At 46.4% G+C, this 18,881-nt stretch carries 21 protein-coding genes; 14 read left to right on the top strand and 7 right to left on the bottom strand.

Annotated elements, in window-relative coordinates; genetic code table 11:
- Positions 1-51 precede the first annotated feature (51 nt).
- Positions 52-948, top strand: coding sequence for a LysR family transcriptional regulator (locus Pcarn_RS14060; RefSeq protein ID WP_261836549.1), 897 nt, complete (start codon positions 52-54; stop codon positions 946-948).
- A gap of 32 nt (positions 949-980) precedes the next feature.
- On the opposite strand, the gene Pcarn_RS14055 is transcribed toward Pcarn_RS14060, so the two are convergent.
- Positions 981-1,658: a DUF1826 domain-containing protein gene (locus Pcarn_RS14055; protein ID WP_261836548.1), complete on the bottom strand. Its 678-nt coding sequence runs from the start codon at positions 1,656-1,658 to the stop codon at positions 981-983.
- A gap of 188 nt (positions 1,659-1,846) precedes the next feature.
- Between Pcarn_RS14055 and Pcarn_RS14050 the strand changes: the two genes are divergently transcribed.
- The gene (locus tag Pcarn_RS14050; RefSeq protein WP_261836547.1) at positions 1,847-2,200 is read left to right on the top strand and encodes a tRNA-binding protein; all 354 of its coding nucleotides are present in this window, start codon (positions 1,847-1,849) and stop codon (positions 2,198-2,200) included.
- 8 nt (positions 2,201-2,208) lie between these two features.
- Here the strand turns inward: Pcarn_RS14050 and Pcarn_RS14045 are convergent, their stop codons facing one another.
- From Pcarn_RS14045 to Pcarn_RS14035, 3 genes are all read right to left on the bottom strand, one after another.
- The gene (locus Pcarn_RS14045; protein WP_261836546.1) at positions 2,209-4,077 is read right to left on the bottom strand and encodes an SLC13 family permease; all 1,869 of its coding nucleotides are present in this window, start codon (positions 4,075-4,077) and stop codon (positions 2,209-2,211) included.
- A gap of 105 nt (positions 4,078-4,182) precedes the next feature.
- Positions 4,183-4,395 carry a hypothetical protein gene (locus tag Pcarn_RS14040; RefSeq protein WP_261836545.1) on the bottom strand — a complete coding sequence of 71 codons (213 nt, stop codon included), beginning with the start codon at positions 4,393-4,395 and terminating at the stop codon, positions 4,183-4,185.
- A 177-nt stretch (positions 4,396-4,572) separates the two neighbouring features.
- A complete protein-coding gene (locus Pcarn_RS14035; RefSeq protein ID WP_261836544.1) occupies positions 4,573-5,595 on the bottom strand; it encodes a manganese-dependent inorganic pyrophosphatase in 1,023 nt (340 codons plus the stop codon).
- Between the two features lie 312 nt (positions 5,596-5,907).
- Between Pcarn_RS14035 and Pcarn_RS14030 the strand changes: the two genes are divergently transcribed.
- The 4 genes from Pcarn_RS14030 (at position 5,908) to Pcarn_RS14015 (ending at position 10,033) form a co-directional block, all read left to right on the top strand.
- Positions 5,908-6,315 (top strand): hypothetical protein, encoded by a 408-nt coding sequence (locus Pcarn_RS14030; protein WP_261836543.1) that lies wholly within the window; start codon positions 5,908-5,910, stop codon positions 6,313-6,315.
- A 293-nt stretch (positions 6,316-6,608) separates the two neighbouring features.
- Positions 6,609-8,084 carry a putative basic amino acid antiporter YfcC gene (gene yfcC, locus Pcarn_RS14025; RefSeq protein WP_261836542.1) on the top strand — a complete coding sequence of 492 codons (1,476 nt, stop codon included), beginning with the start codon at positions 6,609-6,611 and terminating at the stop codon, positions 8,082-8,084.
- Between the two features lie 70 nt (positions 8,085-8,154).
- Positions 8,155-9,135 (top strand): succinylglutamate desuccinylase/aspartoacylase family protein, encoded by a 981-nt coding sequence (locus Pcarn_RS14020; RefSeq protein WP_261836541.1) that lies wholly within the window; start codon positions 8,155-8,157, stop codon positions 9,133-9,135.
- A gap of 154 nt (positions 9,136-9,289) precedes the next feature.
- Entirely contained in the window at positions 9,290-10,033 is a 744-nt protein-coding gene (locus tag Pcarn_RS14015; RefSeq protein WP_261836540.1) for an MBL fold metallo-hydrolase, read from the top strand.
- 439 nt (positions 10,034-10,472) lie between these two features.
- On the opposite strand, the gene Pcarn_RS14010 is transcribed toward Pcarn_RS14015, so the two are convergent.
- Positions 10,473-11,042 carry a TetR/AcrR family transcriptional regulator gene (locus Pcarn_RS14010; protein WP_261836539.1) on the bottom strand — a complete coding sequence of 190 codons (570 nt, stop codon included), beginning with the start codon at positions 11,040-11,042 and terminating at the stop codon, positions 10,473-10,475.
- Between the two features lie 134 nt (positions 11,043-11,176).
- Here Pcarn_RS14010 and Pcarn_RS14005 point away from each other — a divergent pair, with 134 nt between their 5' ends.
- Entirely contained in the window at positions 11,177-12,067 is an 891-nt protein-coding gene (locus Pcarn_RS14005; protein ID WP_261836538.1) for a haloalkane dehalogenase, read from the top strand.
- Positions 12,068-12,080: 13 nt separating this feature from the next.
- Entirely contained in the window at positions 12,081-12,683 is a 603-nt protein-coding gene (locus tag Pcarn_RS14000) for an NAD(P)H-dependent oxidoreductase (protein WP_261836537.1), read from the top strand.
- 124 nt (positions 12,684-12,807) lie between these two features.
- Here the strand turns inward: Pcarn_RS14000 and Pcarn_RS13995 are convergent, their stop codons facing one another.
- Positions 12,808-14,190 (bottom strand): MATE family efflux transporter, encoded by a 1,383-nt coding sequence (locus tag Pcarn_RS13995; RefSeq protein WP_261836536.1) that lies wholly within the window; start codon positions 14,188-14,190, stop codon positions 12,808-12,810.
- Positions 14,191-14,504: 314 nt separating this feature from the next.
- Between Pcarn_RS13995 and Pcarn_RS13990 the strand changes: the two genes are divergently transcribed.
- The 6 genes from Pcarn_RS13990 (at position 14,505) to Pcarn_RS13965 (ending at position 17,937) form a co-directional block, all read left to right on the top strand.
- Positions 14,505-15,017, top strand: a complete 513-nt coding sequence (locus Pcarn_RS13990) for a GNAT family N-acetyltransferase (RefSeq protein ID WP_261836535.1) — start codon at positions 14,505-14,507, stop codon at positions 15,015-15,017.
- 2 nt (positions 15,018-15,019) lie between these two features.
- Positions 15,020-15,772 carry an SDR family oxidoreductase gene (locus Pcarn_RS13985; protein WP_261836534.1) on the top strand — a complete coding sequence of 251 codons (753 nt, stop codon included), beginning with the start codon at positions 15,020-15,022 and terminating at the stop codon, positions 15,770-15,772.
- Between the two features lie 30 nt (positions 15,773-15,802).
- Entirely contained in the window at positions 15,803-16,231 is a 429-nt protein-coding gene (locus Pcarn_RS13980) for a GNAT family N-acetyltransferase (RefSeq protein WP_261836533.1), read from the top strand.
- Positions 16,232-16,252: 21 nt separating this feature from the next.
- Entirely contained in the window at positions 16,253-16,837 is a 585-nt protein-coding gene (locus tag Pcarn_RS13975) for an HD domain-containing protein (protein WP_261836532.1), read from the top strand.
- 19 nt (positions 16,838-16,856) lie between these two features.
- Positions 16,857-17,399 (top strand): nucleotidyltransferase family protein, encoded by a 543-nt coding sequence (locus Pcarn_RS13970; protein WP_261837340.1) that lies wholly within the window; start codon positions 16,857-16,859, stop codon positions 17,397-17,399.
- Between the two features lie 61 nt (positions 17,400-17,460).
- Positions 17,461-17,937, top strand: coding sequence for a hypothetical protein (locus Pcarn_RS13965; protein ID WP_261836531.1), 477 nt, complete (start codon positions 17,461-17,463; stop codon positions 17,935-17,937).
- Here Pcarn_RS13965 and Pcarn_RS13960 read toward each other — a convergent pair.
- Complete coding sequence (locus tag Pcarn_RS13960) at positions 17,934-18,821, bottom strand: LysR family transcriptional regulator (protein WP_261836530.1); 888 nt, start codon at positions 18,819-18,821, stop codon at positions 17,934-17,936. The two genes, Pcarn_RS13965 and Pcarn_RS13960, sit on opposite strands and share 4 nt — an antisense overlap.
- Positions 18,822-18,881 lie beyond the last annotated feature (60 nt).

Here is an 18,881-nt window from a genome sequence, read left to right as displayed (position 1 = left end):
TTTATTAACCATCTATAAGCCAAAAGCCATAGTGACTTTAACCAAAAGTTTATGAGATCTCTGCCAAGCCAATTACCTATTTTCATTGAAGTCGCTAAGGAGCAAAACTTCTCAGCAGCGGCTCGAAACCTAGGTATCTCAACCCCAGCAGTAAGTAAGGCAATTAATAAACTTGAGGATGAGTGGAAGCTTAAGCTGTTTCATCGCTCCTCCCATTCGCTTAGTTTGACCTCAGTGGGTAAGACGCTTCTCATTGAACTCCAACCTGCAATAGGCACCATTTTCTCTGCCATCAGCTCTAGCCAAGAGAGCAACAAAGAGCTCACGGGTATTATTAAGATAAATCTACCAAGTACCTCTCTGGGCGTGGATACCATTCTTCCGCATATCATGGCATTCAATGAGCTTTATCCGAGCGTTCAGTTTGATCTGCACTTTAGTGATGCGAGAGTGGACCTGGTTGCTAATGGATTTGATATTGGGATAGGCACCGACATCAATCAGGACTCGAGACTTATTGCTCGGCGGCTATTTGCCAGCAACATAGGTCTGTATGCATCGAAGAGATTTGTTGAAACGAATGGAGCGCCTAAGACACCAGAGGAGTTAAACGGCTTTCGCTGTTTGCCTATCCGCTCTTTAGAAACTGGCAAGGTTCGTAGCATCAGTCTCCATCATCAAGATGAAGCTGTGCTGTTTACGCCCCAGGGTGATATCACAGTGGATAGCTTTATTGCTGCCAAGTCTATGTTGATGGCGAACTGGGGAATAGTTGGGCTGGCGGAATGGATGATTCAAAAAGAGCTAAAAAGTGGCGAGGTTGTGCCCATACTCGAGTCGTATTGGGGGCCACAACTTCCAGTCTATTTGTATTTCACTTCAAGAGACTATATGCCACAGAGTGTAAGGGCGTTTATTGATTATCTCTCTGAGGTCGATCTTGGATAACGGGGCTCACTGAAAGCCCCGATCAGCGAATTTTAGTCGTAGAAATCTAATGTAAGTAGAAGTCGTTGTTGACCACTCGGTACGCCTGGTGAGCGATGAACCAACCCACCTTCGGTATTCCCTAGCCAGCTTTCCCCTTTTAGTAGCGCGACATCACCGGTTGAGAGTTGCTTTACACAATCTGGATTTGGATACAGACCAGATTGAGCGTCGGATAAGCCCTTGCTGCCATGACCCAGTTTAGTTCGGTCTACATCTGTGTGCGCCAACCACTCTGTGGCTACGCCGTGATAGGTGCTGACTAATCGACACGGAACATGGTCAACGTGGAAACGCGGACACATAGCAACGTCCAGAGAGGTTAATCTCACGCCCACTTTTTTAAGCTCAAACAAGCAACTGAACATCTCTACCAATAGCTCGATATCTTGAACCAGCGGCTTGGGCGCAGTGCCATTGCTCACCTTAATAAGCTCTTCAGCTAACTCATCTGGAGTCACCACTAACGATTTTTCGAAGCTTGGGTTGGCTGCCAGAAATTCATCAACCGCGCTCTCCAGTTCAGAGTGTACAGGGCGCTTCCAGACTGCGATGTTCGTTCCTTCTTTGTAGATATCAGACAGTGTTGCCGGGCTCTCCCCGATAGCGAACGTAGAATTCTCAGTGAGGTCAGTGTCGAGCACTTGCTCAGTAGTTGCTAGGTTGGTCATTTTATTTTCCTAGTGTGAGCGGTTGTTATAGATATGTTATAACATATCTTAAATTGTAGGCGATAGAGAGAAATGAAAAACAGTCGAGTAGCTAAAAGTATTTCTCTATCGAACTTGCTAGCATTCAATGGAGTAACTAGTTGAATTAATGTGGTTTTTAATCTCTAAGGCTTCAAAAAGGAATGAATATGAAATGCGCCCCGATAAAAGAAGAAATCAGCTTTGATGATTTCGCCAAGGTAGATATCCGTGTAGGTTTGATCCTTGAAGTGAGTGAGGTAGCTAAGTCAGACAAACTAATGAAGTTCACAGTGGACTTTGGTGACCATACTCGCTCTATCCTAGCTGGCATAAAACAAGAGCGAGAGAACCCAAAAGAGATCGAAGGTAAGCAAGCTCTGTTTGTGGTGAATTTGCCGGAGCGAAAAATGGCGGGAGAGGTGTCTCAAGGCATGCTTTTTGATATCGGTTATGAGGATAAACTTCAACCTTGCTTGGCGTGCCCTGAAAAAGAGATACCAAATGGCGCGAGAGCAGGCTGATTCCATTGTTAAAGCGGCCACACCCAGAGCAGCATGGGCACACTCACAGCAATTACGATAATTTCCAATAGAAGACCTAGCTTCCAATAATCACTGAAATGGAATCCGCCGGGACCCAATATCAGGGTGTTGTTCTGGTGACCGATTGGGGTTAGGAAGGCGCAAGATGCCCCTATTGCAATGGCCATTAAGAAGGCGTCGGGGCTCACGCCCAACTGACTTGCTGTACTTATACCAATCGGACACATTACAGCGGCCGTTGCTACATTGTTCATCAGGTCAGATAAGAACATGGTGACCACGAGTAGCAATGCTAAAGCCAACACTGGCTCATTTTGAGCAATATTGTTTATAAGAAAACTGGCCACGATGTCTGCCGCACCGGTAGTGTACATTGCATTAGCTACAGGGAATAGAGCCGCTAGAAGAACCACAACTGGCCAATCTATTGAGGTGTAAATAGAGCGTAGCGGCACTATTTTAAACAGTGCAAAGGCTAGGGCAGCAGACACAAAAGCTATCTCAGGTGGGAAGAGACCAAAGGTCACAACAAGCAGTGCCAGAAACATGATGACTGCAGCTTTTAGTGCTTCGCCTTTTTGGGGAACCTGTATGTCTCGCGGGGCTAGGGGCAGACAACCAAAATCGGAGCAGAATCTTGCAATAGATTCAGGGTCTCCCTGCAAAAGCAGTACATCACCTTCGTTAAACTTGGTGTAGCGCAGGCGTTTGATTGAGCGTCTACCTTGTCGGGATATGGCCAGAAGGTTGACGTCGTAGCGTGCGGGAAGGTCGATATCTGTAGCGGTGCGCTCCACTAAGGACGTTGCAGGCACTACTACCACTTCTTGTACTACTATCTCTTCAGGTTTACTGCTTTCGGGCTCGGGATCTTTCTCAGGCTGACCTTCTTCTGCTTCGTCACTCTCTATATTCTCGACAACTTCTTCTGTCGTTTCGTTCTCTTCAGGTTCAGTGTTGTCAGTGCCGACAGCTTCTTCTAGTTTGAGCCCTAGGCTGCGCAGTGCCTTTGGAAGTGATTCAGGCTCGATCTCTATGATCAAGATATCGTAGGCGATCAATAGTCTTCTACGATTGCGAGTGGCAAGCCTAGTATCACCACGGATGATCCCTATCACCTGAGCATCCGATTCATCCAATATCTTTGAAACCTGCAGTAGGTTCTTCTTTTCAGCTATGCTTCCCGGAACGATTCGAACCTCACAGAAGTAGGTACCGGTATCGAAACTGCCGGATGAGGATTGTTTACGTATCGGCACAATGCGCCAGCCAAATAGCCCGATAAATAACAGGCCAATCACAGCAACTGACACCCCCACTGGGGTGAAATCGAACATTGAAAAGCTTCCAAGGCCATTGGAGTCTCTGAACCCAGAAACCACTAGGTTAGTTGGTGTGCCAATCAAGGTTGTCATCCCCCCCAAGATAGAACCGAATGCCAGAGGCATCAGCACCTTTCCAGGTGGCATATCGTTTTTAGCTGCAAGTTGAATTGCAATTGGCATCAGCAGCGCAAGGGCGCCGACATTGTTCATAAAGCCAGATAGGGTAGCGGCTAAGAATATCAGTATGGTGATGTTAAGAGTGGGACCTGCTGAAGAAGGCAGGATATGTTTGGCGACAATATCTACCGCGCCAGAGCGAAACAACCCGTAACCGAGCACTAAAACACTGGCAACGGTGACAACCGCAGGATGACTAAAACTAGAGAACGCCTGTTGCGCAGGAACCAAGCCAACAAAGACACTGGTTAGCAGAGCACCAAGCGCAACTATGTCGTGTCGCCATCGACCCCATAAGAACAGCACTATGGTCACGCCCAACAGAGCGACTATAAGCAGTTGATCATTAGACATAAATGATGAGCTAGTCCCGAAGAGTCGGGTTTGGCATCCAGTGCTAATTAGGGTGATGAAACTAGCATAGTCTAAGGAGGGGAACTTTTGTGATAGTAGCTTTGCTTAGTTAGAGTTGAATTCTTGATGCTGACGCACCACACAAAGCTCCGGCAAGTGCTGAGTTAAGGTTATATTGCCTTCGATGACCAACTGTTCCTCTTCCTCAATAGTGCGCGCAGGCACTACCGCTACCTGTGACACGGGCGCAAACAATTCGCCACGCCTATACATATAAAATGCGCGAACGACGCTAATCATTCCGAGGATGGCGAGCATAAGCCACACCGTTTGAGCAATTATTTCGAACATGACCTTAACTCTGTGATGGGAAGTGATGCGAAATATAGCAGGATGTGTGGTTAAAACTTGTCCAAATGCGCCAGAGGGAACAATCTGAAATGGTACAAACAAAAAGACCTGCTAAACAGCAGGTCTTGTCACTAGGTATAAAGACTAAAGATTTTCAATTGCAGTTTGGATAGATGGGCCAATCTGGCGCTTGCGAGAGGTTACGCCTTCTAGCGTTACCATGTCACCCGCAATCTTAGTATTGAATGCATTCTCAATGATCTGCTTTTCTGCATCACTTACCCAAAGTAAGTTTGCTTGTTTGTCTTTGGTATCGGTAATCGAGAAGAAGATGTAATCCAAGCCTTTCGCTTGTTTGTATTCCTGCATTGCTTTATGCAGTTCGCCTTTACGGTCGATAAGCTGCTGAGCGGTTAGGGTTTCAGCCACACCTATACCTACCTTTTTGCCACCGTATTCGAAGTTTTTGTAGTCCAGAGTCAGGATAGTCTCAGCGCTAAGATGGCTTAGGTCAGACTTAGCCACCAACATCTGCTGTCCAAAATCTTGGATATCTTCAACGCCTGCAACCTTAGCCAGTTTTTCTGCGAACTGCTTGTCGTAGTCTGTGGTGGTTGAAGACTGGAATACCACAGTGTCAGACAAGATAGCGCCAAGGCCTACACAAGCGATAGCTGGTGGTAGGGTGACATCTAAAGACTCAGCGTTAGCCGCTAAAATGGTAGCCGTTGAGCCCCATGCTCTGATATCCATAGAGATAAGTTGAGAGGCGTTAATTGGGTTTCCACCGATTGCATGGTGGTCGATGATAGCCACAACTGACTCAGGTTTGATACTAGGAGCTAGCTGGGTTTGCTGGTTAAAGTCTACCAAGCCTACTTGGTAGCTGGAGTAATCTGAGGTTACCTCTGGTGCTTCAATACCGCAGTAGTCCATCACGAATTGAGATTCAGGGTTGATGCTTTCAGGAACGGTAGCTGTGCCGCCATAGATCTGAGCTGCCATCATAGCCGCGCCCACTGTGTCTGTATCTGGGCTCATGTGACCGGTCCAAACTAGGTTTTCTGTGTTGTTGTTGGCTGGCTGATAAAGATCCAATGCTGCGTGTGCTGATGTCATGCCAATCGCTAGAGCAACACTGCCTAGTTTTAATACCGTATTTTTCATCAATTAAATTCCATTCGTAATTAAAGTAACGGCAGGTAATCTAGATTTGATAAATGACAACACGATTTCAGTGATGTGACTGGTAGGTTACAAGCATCGAGAAATCAACCACATACCTTTAAACGTTAGGGCTTCGGTCAGTGCTTGTTTGACGGTAAAATGTTAATAAATGTAATTACCAGAATTAGCTGGGGGAACAGCAGATAGATGAAGTAGGTTCTCTAACTCCACTATTTCTAGAGAGCCCATAAATTGGCACGCTTTGCCAATAAGCGATAATATAGGGGCTCAGTTAACCGTAAAGATCCCGTTATGTCAGATGAAAAACTCGCTCTAGAATGGATGCGTCAGCAAGCGTATAAAATCGATCCTTATATTGAATCCCCTTCATTCGAAGAATGTGTCGAGCTGATCGGTCCTGCGTTTAAAAAGGGTAAGCATGTTGCACAGCTCAGATCTTTGTTGGCTCAGGCAGACCGTAGAGCGGGAGCCGCAGAGCGAAAACATGCAGCGCTGAAGTTTGCTAAAGAAAAGAGTCCTCAGGCGGGTCAAATATTGCGTTTGCAAGGCAAACTGCAACGAGTTGAATTGGCACTTAAGCTGGCAACCGGTGACAACAATATGACCATCTCTCAATTTTGCGCCGAGTATGATGTCAGTAAGCGAGATGGCAACACTGCTTGGCATGAAAAGCTGGTCGAGCAAGATAAGAAAAAATAGACCTAATCAAGACTGATTTTATAGAGGGCTCGTTGTAATAGACGGGCCCTTTTTCTTTGCGCTCTAGTGCCATGTAAAATTGCATGAAACTGAATGTTGTAAAACTGTTTTTATGTGGTTAATAATTTTGTAAAATCGATTGTTTTTAGACGTATCTCTCGTATTGCGTTGATTTGTTAGTTGAATTATTTGTTTGGAATTGTGATTATTCATGCAGTCTTTTCTATTACCTTTTTATAATCATGCAAACAACTCAAACTGCGTCCGCGGCGGACAAAGCTAAAAGTTGGCAGATGCCCGATACGCTAATCATCATCTTTGTGATTGGTATTCTGGCTGCCGCACTTACCTATTTTATTCCTGCTGGTTCATTTGAGAGCCAAGATGTTACTTACCTAGTTGATGGCGCAGAGAAAACGCGCAGCGTTATCGACCCTTCTTCTTTTGCCTATGCGACTGATGAAGCTGGTGAGCTTGTGTACAACAAGGTCAGCTTCTTTGCTTCTGGTGGTGGCATTGGCCTAATGAACTTCCCATTTGAAGGACTGGTTTCTGGTTCTAAATGGGGCAGTGCCATCGGCGTTATTATGTTCATGCTACTTATCGGTGGCTCGTTTGGCGTGGTAATCCGCACTGGTAGTATCGATACGGGTATCCTGCACCTGATCAACAAGACCAAGGGCAGTGAAGCGCTGTTCGTTCCTGTGCTGTTCGCTCTGTTTGCGCTGGGTGGCGCCGTATTCGGTATGGGGGAAGAGGCCGTAGCGTTTGCTATTATTATTGCCCCTCTGATGGTGCGTCTGGGCTATGACTCCATTACTACTGTAATGGTGACTTATGTGGCGACTCAGATTGGTTTTGCATCTTCTTGGATGAACCCATTTTCTGTTGCAATTGCGCAGGGCATCGCAGGCGTTCCGGTACTTTCGGGCATGACCTTCCGTATGGCTCTATGGGCTGGCTTTACTCTTATCGGTATTGCTTTCACCATGATGTATGCTGCACGTATCAAGCGTAATCCAACCTCTTCTTTGACCTATGAATCGGATGCTCACTTCCGCGCTCAAGAAGACACTTCGGGTAAGGTTAAAGAGTGGACGCTAGGTGATACTCTAGTAATGCTAACTGTTCTAGCAACGACTATTTGGGTTGTTTACGGTGTAGTAGCACACGCTTGGTATATCCCTGAGATTGCCTCTCAGTTCTTCACCATGGGCTTTATCGTTGCCATTATAGGTACTATCTTCCGTCTAAACGGTATGACATTGAACGATGCAGCGGCAGCATTTAAAGAGGGTGCAGAGCTTATGCTAGCTCCGGCACTCCTAGTAGGCTGTGCGAAGGGGGTATTGCTTATCCTTGGCGGCGATAGCAGCGATGCAAGCGTGCTGAACACTATCCTAAACAGCGCTGGTGGCTTTATCAGTGGTCTACCAGATGTGGTAGCAGCATGGTTGATGTATGTATTCCAGTCAGTATTTAACTTCTTTGTGACCTCAGGTTCAGGTCAGGCAGCTTTGACTATGCCATTGCTTGCACCGCTTGCGGATATCGCGGGCGTAACTCGTCAGGTAGCAGTTTTGGCCTTCCAACTTGGTGACGGTTTCACTAATATCATCGTACCAACGTCAGCATCACTGATGGCAACACTGGGTGTATGTCGCATCGATTGGGGTGTATGGATTAAGTTCTGTGGCCGCTTTATTGCACTGCTATTTGTTCTCTCGAGTGTGGTAGTGGTTGGCGCACATCTAGCTGGCTTTGCTTAAGTTAGCGCTAAGGCTTTAATTGATAAAAGGCGAGCCCGATATGGCTCGCTTTTTTTATGGGAATCATTCTATGAAAACAGTAACAACGACTCTGCCAGTTTTAGAGTCTTTGGATGTAGACCAGCTCGAAACTGGTGAGCACAAGTTTGAGTTTGCGGTTGCAACTAATGCCCTCGGTCAGAGACAACATCTTCCAGTGCGAGTATTTAAAGGTGACAAGCCTGGAAAAAAGGTGGTGATCACCGCTGGGGTTCATGGTGATGAGCAAAGTGGCATTGTAGCGGCGCTGAAACTCGCCAATGAATTAGTCGATAAAGCTATCTGTGGATGCGTGACCATAGTCCCTGCGGTTAACCCAACAGGCATCTTGCGCCACAGCCGTGATTTCTATCCCGCAGATCCCGATACTTCGCCTTCGAATATGAACCGCTATTTTCCGGGTAATCCTGAAGGAAATGAAGTGCAACGCTTTATCGCTTCACTTTGGAGTAACCTTCTTAGACCAAGCGCCGATATTGCAATCGATCTGCATACTCAAACCTCAGGCACGACTTACCCTTTGTATGTCTTTGCAGACTATCGCGTGGATGCAGCAAAGCAGATGGCATTACAGCTTAACCCAGACGTTATCTTGGATGATCCGGGTGAAAAGGGCATTTTAGAGACCGCTTGGAATGAGAGTGGCGTACCTTGTATCACCATCGAGGTGGGGGCGGGTCGTTACATAGATTCGCCTATGGTGGAGCGCACTATCGAGGGCATGCTCGATATCTTGAAAATGCATGGCGTTGTGCAGGGTGATGCTCAACCAATTCAATCCTGCATCGAGGGTAAGAACATCACTAGCATCAAAGCTAAGCAGGGCGGTTTTGTCGAGTGCCATGTGTCACTAATGCAAGAGGTGGAGCAGGGTGAGCTACTGGCTACGCAGATGGACAGCTTTGGTGACGTTATCGAAAAGTATCATGCGCCAAGTAAAGGCACGGTTCTGAGTCACTGCGTTGAAGCGCTCCGAGCGCCAGGGTCGCTGGTCGTTAGGCTAATTAGCTAACCAATAAATCCTATCTTTAAAGAGCAAAGTGACCTCGGTGGCTTTGCTCTTTTTTCTTTTTCCAGATTACCTAGTTTCAACCAAGCGCAATTTCTTAGCTAAACTAAATAGTTCCTATTATTAGAATATTTACTCTTATACGGGCTATTACGGAATGAAACTTCATGTGCTTGAGGGCTATATTCAGCAGATATACCTAGTTGAAGAAGAAAGCGGCTTGATGCTACTCGACGGGTGCTGTCGGGCAGATGTAGGCGTTGTGCTTCGATATATAGCCCAAGAGTTGGAGCTGCCGTTGTCGGCTCTAAAAGTGGTAATCGTTACCCACATGCATCCCGATCATGCAGGTGGTGCCAGTCGCTTGAGAGAGTTAACTGGCTGTAAGCTATTTGGTTCGAATATCGCAGGGCAATGGTATCAAGGAATCGATGGCTACTTTATGCACCTCACCGATATGGCCCTAGCGCGCTGGGTCGGTAACCGAAAGGGAAACGGCCGTAAGAAAGTTCGATATCCACGCTTTATAAAGTTGGATCACCTGCTAGATGATGGAGATTCGATAAAAGGCTTTGAGGATTGGCAGGCGCTGTTTACCCAAGGACACACCGACCGAGACCTCTCTATTTTGCATATCCCTTCTAAAACCCTATATATCGCAGATCTTTTGGTCATGGTGAAAGGGCGTTTGATCCCCCCGTTTCCTGTCTTCTATCCCAATCGATATAAGCGTTCTATCGCGCGACTGGCAGAGCTGGATGTTGAACATATCTTGCTTGCTCATGGTGGGAAAAAGCCAAAATCCGCGATAGATTTTGAGCTGCTAGATCAGATATCGCCAACCGAGCCTCAAACCCATTGGCGTTCAGTGAAGAAGAAGTTTTTAAAAGCGGTGAGCTAAGTAGCGAATTCTCAGCATGGTTGAGCCAAGTCAGGTTTATTGATTGTAGGCATCAATGATTGCAACTGCCGAGAGCATCACAGTTCATATAAGCTGATTAAGATACTGTCTAATTGTTTGTATTAAATAGGGAAATATTATGGGCACAGTCATAGGTATGTTGGTCTTGGCTTTTATCGCCTACTTGATAAAGAAAAATACAGGATTGCATTTGCATCAGTGGCTTTCTAACAAATATCAAGAGCATCTGGATGCGAAGAAAAGCACTAAAAATTAGCATGACTTATTGTGGGATGTGTTAAATCAATGGGCACACAAAATTCTCCGACACTCTAGAGTAGACAGCCCCAAAAGCTTAGATAACCCAAGGTTTGGAATTGTCATTAGCGGATCTAAAAGCGCTAATCGTTACCAAACTGCATGCTGGCCGAGACCTTTTTTATTCTGAACTACCCTTCAGGGTTCTTAGCAAGGTACTTTGCAGTAGTTCAATCATCGAATCGAGCTCTCTAGGCAGAGCTTTTGCTGTAATTGAGTAGCCCTCGACAAAGGGAATGAGCACGGAAACAGCTTGAGATAAGCACTCGTCATTCTTGGCTAGAGGACTCAGTTTGTCCTGCATAGTCAGACTCATCTCTTTGTAGTACTCCAGCAGATAGGTTTCCATGACTTGGTTTCTGGTGGAGATGGCCCAAAACTCGCGAAACAATCTACACATATCCGATAGGTCGTATACATGCGTGAGGAGCATAGTGAGCAGAGAATTGAGCTCTTGCTCTGAATTAACAGCGGGCTGCGCTTGCAGTTCATCAGAACACTGCTTGAAATACCTGTCCGCCATGGCCTTAAGAAGATCATCCTTGGTTTTGAAATAGTACTGCACGTTACTCAGTGACATATCGGCGGTGCTAGCGACCTTTCTCATTGTCAGTCCAAAGTCTCCTTCAGATTTTATTACCTCGATCGCCATATCGAGGATCTTTTCTATTTTTGCTGATTTCTTAGCCACTTATGCGTTCTCAAATACGTACTCGACAAGATCGTTAAGATCTCTATTTGTGTTTCCTGTTGACATATTAGGTCTAATGACCTAAATTTGCAATCACTAGGTCGGATGACCTAAAAGCATAAGAGGACATAACCATGGTACAAGTACTTCGCACACCTGAAGCGCAATTCGAAAACTTGAAAGATTACCCGTTTGAATCTCACTACGTTGAGGGATTAACAGGCTATGAAGGCGTTCGTGGTCACTATTTAGATGAAGGTAGCGCGGATTCACAACAGACCTTTCTTCTGCTGCATGGAGAGCCAACTTGGAGTTACCTGTATCGTAAGATGATCCCAGTATTTGCAGGCACTGGTGCGCGAGTCGTTGCACCGGATCTCATAGGGTTTGGTAAGTCAGACAAACCAGTATCTGAAGATACTCATACCTTTGAGTTCCACCGCAATTACCTACTTGCGTTGGTTGCGCATTTGGATCTGCAAAACATCACTCTTGTGGTTCAAGACTGGGGCGGTTTGCTTGGTCTAACGCTTCCTCAAGCGATGAAGTCTCGCTTTAAGCGCCTACTTATCATGAACACAGGTTTGCTATTAGGCCCTACAACGCAACCCGCTTTCTTAGAATGGAAGGGTGATATCGTTGAGCCCGAGGACCTAGCGTTAGATACCTTTATGAAAAAATACGCGCCATCGCTAGATGAGCAAGAAGCGCGAGCTTACGCTGCACCATTTCCTGATGGAAGTTATCAAGCTGGCGTTCGTAAGATGCCAAAAATGGTAGCAAACCCGGAACAAGCGTGTGTCGAAATATCAACGGAAGCCATGTCATTCTGGGGGGAATGGGAAGGTGAAACCTTCATGGCTGTTGGTATGAAAGACAAAATGCTAGGGCCAGAGGTAATGGGCTGGATGCAAAGTGTTATCAAAGGTTGCCCTGAACCTATGCAAGTTCCAGAAGCCGGTCACTTTGTCCAAGAGTTTGGTGATGAAGTTGCAAAAGCCGCATTAGCGCATTTCAGTGAGTAATAAGTAGCTAGATATGAAAATTTTAAATCTCGTATTTCATCCGAATCTAGAAGGTTCACGCAACAATAAAACCTGGAAATCGCAACTCGATGAATCTGGAAAAGTAACCACCAGTCGAGATCTGTACTCTGAGTATCCGGATTTTCAGATTGATGTAGAGAAAGAGCAGGCACTGCTTGAAGCGTACGATCGCGTTATTTTTCAGTTTCCTTTCTATTGGTACTCCATGCCACCATTGTTGAAAAAATGGTTGGATGATGTACTTACCTACAACTTTGCTTACGGCCCAGATGGCGATAAGTTGAAAGGGAAAGATCTCCAGCTGGTGGTTTCCGTTGGAGGGCGCGAAAAGTTCTACTCTGGTTTTGATATATTCACTAGCGTTCCGGATCTGCTACGTCCCTTCCAGCTAACGGCAAATCTGACGCAGATGAATTATCTGCAGCCGGAGTTTATGTTCAATGCAGATGCGGAATCAGAAGAGGTGATTGAGGCTTTTGGTAAGCGCTTGGTGGAAATCATTGACGATCCAAAACGCTCGGACCCTCGCCAGTACCTGTATGACAGCATGAATGCAGAACTCAACGAAGTGTATCAAGACCTAGGTCTAGCTTGACCAAGAACAATTAACCGATGAGATCCTTATCAACAGGTAATGGGAATATTTGTTTTACCTGATTTATCCAAAAGCCGAACAGAGTCAGGATTTTCTAGACTCGTTCGGCTTTCTTATAACTGAGCTATTGAGTTACGGCACCATGAGTTTGGTGTTTACTCATCACCACACGCAGGCGCACCAACATAGCAATCGCCGCTACTGTCAAACCGGTAATAATACCCACCCAAAAGCCCATCTCTCCCATAGCTGGAATGATGTTGTCAGTAAGTCCCAATACGACACCTAGTGGTAGCGCTAATCCCCAATAACAGGCTACAGACAGGAACATAGGAACCTTGGTATCTTTGTAACCACGTAAGGCGCCATTGGCAGAGGTTTGCAGGGCATCGCTAAACTGATACATAGCGGTGAATACAAGAAGTCCCGCCGCAGTTGCGCTAACCACAGGGTCTGTGGTGTATAGCCTGATGATTGGATCAGGGAAGGTCAGAAGCACAGTCGCTGGGATCAGAGAGATAAGTCCAGCTACCATAATGCCTATTTTACTTCGCTCAACTGCGCCGATGGTATTGTTGGCTCCTAGTGCATGACCAACGCGGATGGTGATGCCAAAGGAGACACTCATGGAGATCACATAGGTCATGCTGGAGATATTAAGTGCTATCTGAGCGGCTGCCACGTTTTCAGCCCCGATACGTCCAATAAGCAGAGCGATAACCGCAAAGATACTGCCACAAACCGCAATATTGGTGCCGATTGGCAGACCTAGCTTAAACAGACTAAGCATCTCTTTGGGTTCAGGCTTGGCATCAGAGAAGTCAATTAGGGACTTGTACTGACGGTGAGTCTTGATACACACATACAGCATGGCAGACATCAGCCAATACACTAGGCTAGTTGCCCAGCCACACCCCACTGCGCCTAGTTCAGGAAAACCAAACTTTCCGTAGATCAGGACATAGTTCACCGGGATGTTTATTAGAAGACCTATGACAGAGACGATCATAGGGATCTTGGTGTTGTTCATGCCCTCAAAGAAGCCATTCAACACATAGAAAAGTGCAATGCCTGGCACGCCAAAGGCCAACGCAAACGCATAGTCGCTGGCGATAGGAATGATGATAGGGTCAACGGCAATCCACTCTAAGATGCTTCTAGCACTACAAAGGTAGCCGATAAGAATGGCGCTGGATATTAGGGCTATCCACACCATCTGGAAGCTCTCGCTTGAGATGCGATTGAGATTTCCTGCACCGCGATGGAAGGCAACCACAGGAGTAAGCGCCATGATGATACCTCGAAGTAGCAACAGCACAGGTATCCATAGGCTTGAGCCGAGCGCAATAGCGGCAAGGTCTGCAGCGCTGACTTGGCCTGCCATAGTGGTATCCACAAAGCCCATGGCTTGGGTAGCAAGCTGGGTAAATATAATCGGGATAGAGAGGTGCATCAGGGCACCAGATTCACGGGAGAAACGAGAAAAAGGAGATTCGGTCGTTTGCATGATGTTACTTACACCAATATAAATGCACCAATGGAAGCAGGATAGCGGGCGTGCATTTTAGGGTGTGCCACTGAGGCGGCGCCAATATAAACAGTGTGAATTGGAGAGTCAAGAAACCAGCAAATAGGGGGATTGGGATTAACGAAATCTTCCGCGATCTTTATCAGTGGGAAACACTAAGCCGTTTTAAATATGTTTGATATATAAATCAGTGTATTGCGTGTTATTGTGGTGTGAGATTAGTGTACTAGAGCCACCAGCTGATAGGTTGTAGTTCACCTCTTATCGAATAATTTTCTTACAAGGATGTTTGCGTGGAGCTCAGGGAGATTAGAACAATTGTGGATATTAAAAGTGAGTTGCAAGAGTTGCTCACTGACAGTGTAGAAAGCGGTGCTTCGGTCGGTTTTCTATCGCCAGTAGATGCTGAAGAGATAAAGGCTTATTGGGACGGCGTAGAGTCGGATCTGAGTTCCGGCTCGCGCAAAGTATTTGTTGCCCATGAGGGTCAGCAAATATTAGGTTGTGTGCAGTTATCTCTATGCCCTAAGGCGAATGGCTCTCACCGAGGCGAAGTTGAAAAGCTCATGGTACATACCGATGCGCGTGGTCAGGGCATCGCTAGACAGTTGATGTCCCTGTTGGAGCACAACGCCATAGAGCTTGGTCTATCTTTGCTAGTTCTCGATACTCGCTTGGGCGATGTTGCTTCTGATCTCTATCGTTCTATGGGCTTTGTTGAGGCAGGGCAGATCCCAGAGTTTGCACGAAGCTCTTCAGGGGAGTTGGAAGCGACGGTCTTTTTCTACAAGCTACTGCAGGGATAACTATGAGTCATTCAAAGATAGTTTTGGTCACAGGTGGTGGTCGAGGAATTGGCGCCGCTACGGCAAAGCTTTTTGCCTCACATGGCTATAGCGTCTGTATCAATTACAAGTCTAATTCGGAGGCCGCTCAGAAGGTTGTCGATGAGATAGAGTCTGCTGGTGGCCGCTGCATCTCAGTACAAGCTGATGCTTCCCAAGAGTCAGATGTTCAAAGGCTGTTTGAAGCGATTGATCGTGAGCTCGGTACATTATCGATTTTGGTGAACAATGCCGGAATACTCCAAGCGCAAACCAGACTCGATGAGATGACCGCAGAGCGTATCAACACCATATTAACCAACAATGTCACTAGTTATTTCCTTTGCTGTAAAGAAGCAGTGAGACGCATGTCCACCCGCCATGGTGGCCATGGTGGAGCGATCGTGAACGTCTCTTCAACCGCATCTCGCTCGGGCTCTCCTAATGAGTACATCGACTACGCAGCCTCCAAGGGCGCTATCGATACCTTGACTAAGGGTTTATCACTCGAGGTAGCCGGAGAGAATATTAGGGTAAACTGCGTTCGTCCGGGACTTATCCATACCGAAATGCATGCCGACGGTGGAGAGCCGCACAGGGTGGAAAGACTAAAAAGTGTCATCCCACTTCAGCGTGGTGGAAAGCCAGAAGAAGTGGCAGAGGCTATCTATTGGCTAGCCAGTGAGAAGTCTTCGTTCTCTACTGGGAATTTTTTGGACTTAGCGGGTGGCTTGTAATTTTAGAATGACAAAAGTAAAGGGGTATTGATGATTTCCTATCAGCCTACAACAGACTTTAAGGCGTCCTCACAGATAACCTATAACAATATGCAAACCTATTACGAGAACTATCGGGTCAACTGGGAGCGCTCAAAGATAGAGGAGCAGATCCAAGGTTTGCAGAACTGGGATGTTCTGGTGAATGGAGAGGTAGCGGGTGCGATTCGATTGCAATTTGATGCCGAGGGCTGTTATCTGCGAGATTTGCAGGTGAGTGCTGAACTGCAGGGTCAAGGCATAGGTCGCGAGGCGCTTGCTAAAGTAGAGGAACTGGCACTTCAGTCTGGAGCCGACTTCGTTAGGCTTAGGGTGTTCAAAATAAGCCCAGCGTATCAGCTCTATCTACGAGCAGGCTATGCGGTAGATAAGCAAGAAGACAATTTCTACTATATGTCGAAACTGGCACAGCCGAGCTAGGCTCATTTTTTGGGATTAATCATGGAAAAGATTAAAGACATACAAGGCATTCTTGCTTTTTTAAGAGAGGCTGAGCAGTTAAAGAATACACTGCAAAGAGCCTATACCACCAAGGGTAGGGTGGAGAGCACAGCTGAACACAGTTGGCGTCTTTGTTTGATGGCAATGCTCCTCGCCGAGCAATATGACAATATCGACCCTTTAAAGCTGATTAAGATGTGCATTATTCACGACTTAGGGGAGGCTATTGGTGGAGACATTGCCGCGGTCGATCAGGTGGAAGGTGAGGACAAGGGAATACAAGAACGTCTGGATCTTTTAACCTTAATCAAACCCCTCCCACAGCATCTACAAACTGAGATTATTGCCCTCTGGGATGATTATGAAAATGTCCTATCCGAAGAGGCAAAGCTCGCGAAAGCGCTAGATAAAATCGAAACCTTACTACAGCATACTCAGGGTATTAACCCAGATACCTTCGACTATGGTTTCAATCTTAGCTACGGCAAGAAGTACACCGACAAGGATGAGCTGACTTCTTCATTGCGAGTGGAGATTGATAAGGATACGCGCAGATTGGCAGCGAGCAATGGCACGCTTAAATAGAGCGCTGCAAAAAGACAGCATGGATAGAATTCTAGACTTACTCAAACAAGACCCAGTGCGATTAGAAGCGCTGTCTCATGCATATGAGCTAAACCTTCCTGACAGCTATTTAGCGGCTGGCTTTGTGCGAAATCTGGTTTGGGACTCAATACATGGTTTTGAAAAGCCAACCCCGCTCAATGATGTTGACCTTATCTATTTCGATCCAAGAGAGCAGAATTCAACGGCTTATCTTGAATATGAATCTCAGCTAAAACAGTGCATGCCATCTCTTAATTGGCAGGTGCGCAATCAGGCTAGAATGCATGTCCGCAACGGTGACAGGCCTTACGTATCCTCATTGGATGCCATGAGTTTTTGGCCAGAGAAAGAAACGGCGATTGGTGTTAGGCAGGTCGGACAGGGCAGGTATGAGTGTGTTTCTGCCTTTGATGTTGAGTCCTTGTTTGAGAACTTTATTACTCACAATCCTAAGCGCAGCAAAGAGATATTCATGCAAAGAGTGGAATCGAAATCTTGGCTCATCCATTGGCCTTTGCTCAAGGTTCAATACTCGTCCTAAGCTTAAGGTCTCAATCTAGGAAAGATCCTAAGTGCGAATTTAGCATGCGAGGTTACTTTTTATGATGGAAGACCTAAGAAGTTTACACGAGCAGGGTGTGATAGAGATTGACCAAGAGATGTCTATTTCCAGTAGCATCCGCTACAAAAACACTATCGAGGTGGATGTTTGGTATCACCAAGACGTAACGCCTACATTTCGCCCCGGGAGTTATCAATACACCTTTCTGACCCTGTTCAAGGATAGTTCTAAACAACTAACAATCTCACAATTGGATATCTGTAGTGGCAATGCTTGTCATGGCCCTCGGAGTTACCATCATTCTTTGCAGGGGCTGGATGGAAGTTTCTCGCTCAAAGTCAGCTTTATGGCAGGGAAGTGGGCCGCCCTTGGCACAAGCTGGAATATGTTTCCAAGGGTGAGGATCATCGCCGATGGCCAAACCGTAGTGGATGATAAGTTTGAGACCCATGTTGATCCCACGAAAAGAACCTTAGCCCCAGGACACTCAAATTGGAAGATAGTGAAAGAGCCCTAGCTGAACTGGTAGCGGAGGCAAAACTCAATAAACTGCTTCACTCTGGGCGGCCACTGCTCTTTTTGATTGAAGGCGCAGTGCACGTTGGAGCTGAGCTCAACCCCCTTCACTTGCAGTCTTTGCAGTTCACCACTGTCTAATTCATCTTTCACCGAAGCAAGACTTAGCGCGGCGATACCCATGTCGAGCTTAGTGCACTGCTTTATGGTCTCTATGCTTATGAACTCACTGATGTTCGATGGCTTGAGCACACCGGCTTCTATTAGCTTTTGCTCGAATTGATGTCGGTAGCAGCACCCTTTTTCTGTCAGCAATAGATGACGGTCAGCGAGCTGGTCTAATCTTACCTCGGTTTGTTTCGCCAGTGGGTTTTGGGGTGAGCACACTATGGCTATTGGTTCAGTTTGATAGGTGTGCACTCTCAAGCCTTGTCGCTGAAATGGCTTTTCTAAGATAAAGGCCAAATCCAGGGCGTTGGCTAGCACATCATTTTTTAGGTTGGAAACTGGTGTCGGTTGAATCACAAATCGGGCGCTCGGGTGCTGCTCACAGTAGGCTTGTAGCAGTCTAGGTAGATGATAAGTGATGATGGTTTCGTGTCCGCCAATTCGAATTGGCTTATTGGAGTCTGATTTACTCACCACAGACTTCGCCTCTTCTCGCATTGCAATGAGCTTTTGGCTGTAGTGAAGCAGCTGTTCACCCGCCTCTGTCAAAGCAACGCCACGACCATTTCGTTCAAAAAGCGTGGTCTCTAGTTCGCTCTCTAGTGCTTTAATTTGGTTGGTAACGGCAGACTGCACATAGCCAAGCTGATTCGACGCCTCGCTAAAATTGAGTGTTTGCGCTGCGCATTGAAATGTTCGAAGCTTCTTGAAGTCCATAATTGCGAAGTACCTCGCTATCAAAAAATAAGATATCTGCTGTCATAAGATATCATTTTA

The organism is Vibrio ishigakensis (assembly GCF_024347675.1).
Classification (GTDB): domain Bacteria; phylum Pseudomonadota; class Gammaproteobacteria; order Enterobacterales; family Vibrionaceae; genus Vibrio; species Vibrio ishigakensis.
The sequence above is the reverse complement of the archived record's forward strand: the minus strand, read 5'-3'. Positions and strand labels throughout refer to the sequence as shown.

Bases quoted from the DNA above. Each gene is read 5' to 3' on its own strand.
- Pcarn_RS14060 (WP_261836549.1), top strand. From the start codon at position 52: ATGAGATCTCTGCCAAGCCAATTACCTATTTTCATTGAAGTCGCTAAG.
- Pcarn_RS14055 (WP_261836548.1), bottom strand. From the start codon at position 1,658: ATGACCAACCTAGCAACTACTGAGCAAGTGCTCGACACTGACCTCACT.
- Pcarn_RS14050 (WP_261836547.1), top strand. From the start codon at position 1,847: ATGAAATGCGCCCCGATAAAAGAAGAAATCAGCTTTGATGATTTCGCC.
- Pcarn_RS14045 (WP_261836546.1), bottom strand. From the start codon at position 4,077: ATGTCTAATGATCAACTGCTTATAGTCGCTCTGTTGGGCGTGACCATA.
- Pcarn_RS14040 (WP_261836545.1), bottom strand. From the start codon at position 4,395: ATGCTCGCCATCCTCGGAATGATTAGCGTCGTTCGCGCATTTTATATG.
- Pcarn_RS14035 (WP_261836544.1), bottom strand. From the start codon at position 5,595: ATGAAAAATACGGTATTAAAACTAGGCAGTGTTGCTCTAGCGATTGGC.
- Pcarn_RS14030 (WP_261836543.1), top strand. From the start codon at position 5,908: ATGTCAGATGAAAAACTCGCTCTAGAATGGATGCGTCAGCAAGCGTAT.
- yfcC (WP_261836542.1), top strand. From the start codon at position 6,609: ATGCCCGATACGCTAATCATCATCTTTGTGATTGGTATTCTGGCTGCC.
- Pcarn_RS14020 (WP_261836541.1), top strand. From the start codon at position 8,155: ATGAAAACAGTAACAACGACTCTGCCAGTTTTAGAGTCTTTGGATGTA.
- Pcarn_RS14015 (WP_261836540.1), top strand. From the start codon at position 9,290: ATGAAACTTCATGTGCTTGAGGGCTATATTCAGCAGATATACCTAGTT.
- Pcarn_RS14005 (WP_261836538.1), top strand. From the start codon at position 11,177: ATGGTACAAGTACTTCGCACACCTGAAGCGCAATTCGAAAACTTGAAA.
- Pcarn_RS14000 (WP_261836537.1), top strand. From the start codon at position 12,081: ATGAAAATTTTAAATCTCGTATTTCATCCGAATCTAGAAGGTTCACGC.
- Pcarn_RS13995 (WP_261836536.1), bottom strand. From the start codon at position 14,190: ATGCAAACGACCGAATCTCCTTTTTCTCGTTTCTCCCGTGAATCTGGT.
- Pcarn_RS13985 (WP_261836534.1), top strand. From the start codon at position 15,020: ATGAGTCATTCAAAGATAGTTTTGGTCACAGGTGGTGGTCGAGGAATT.
- Pcarn_RS13980 (WP_261836533.1), top strand. From the start codon at position 15,803: ATGATTTCCTATCAGCCTACAACAGACTTTAAGGCGTCCTCACAGATA.
- Pcarn_RS13975 (WP_261836532.1), top strand. From the start codon at position 16,253: ATGGAAAAGATTAAAGACATACAAGGCATTCTTGCTTTTTTAAGAGAG.
- Pcarn_RS13970 (WP_261837340.1), top strand. From the start codon at position 16,857: ATGGATAGAATTCTAGACTTACTCAAACAAGACCCAGTGCGATTAGAA.
- Pcarn_RS13965 (WP_261836531.1), top strand. From the start codon at position 17,461: ATGATGGAAGACCTAAGAAGTTTACACGAGCAGGGTGTGATAGAGATT.
- Pcarn_RS13960 (WP_261836530.1), bottom strand. From the start codon at position 18,821: ATGGACTTCAAGAAGCTTCGAACATTTCAATGCGCAGCGCAAACACTC.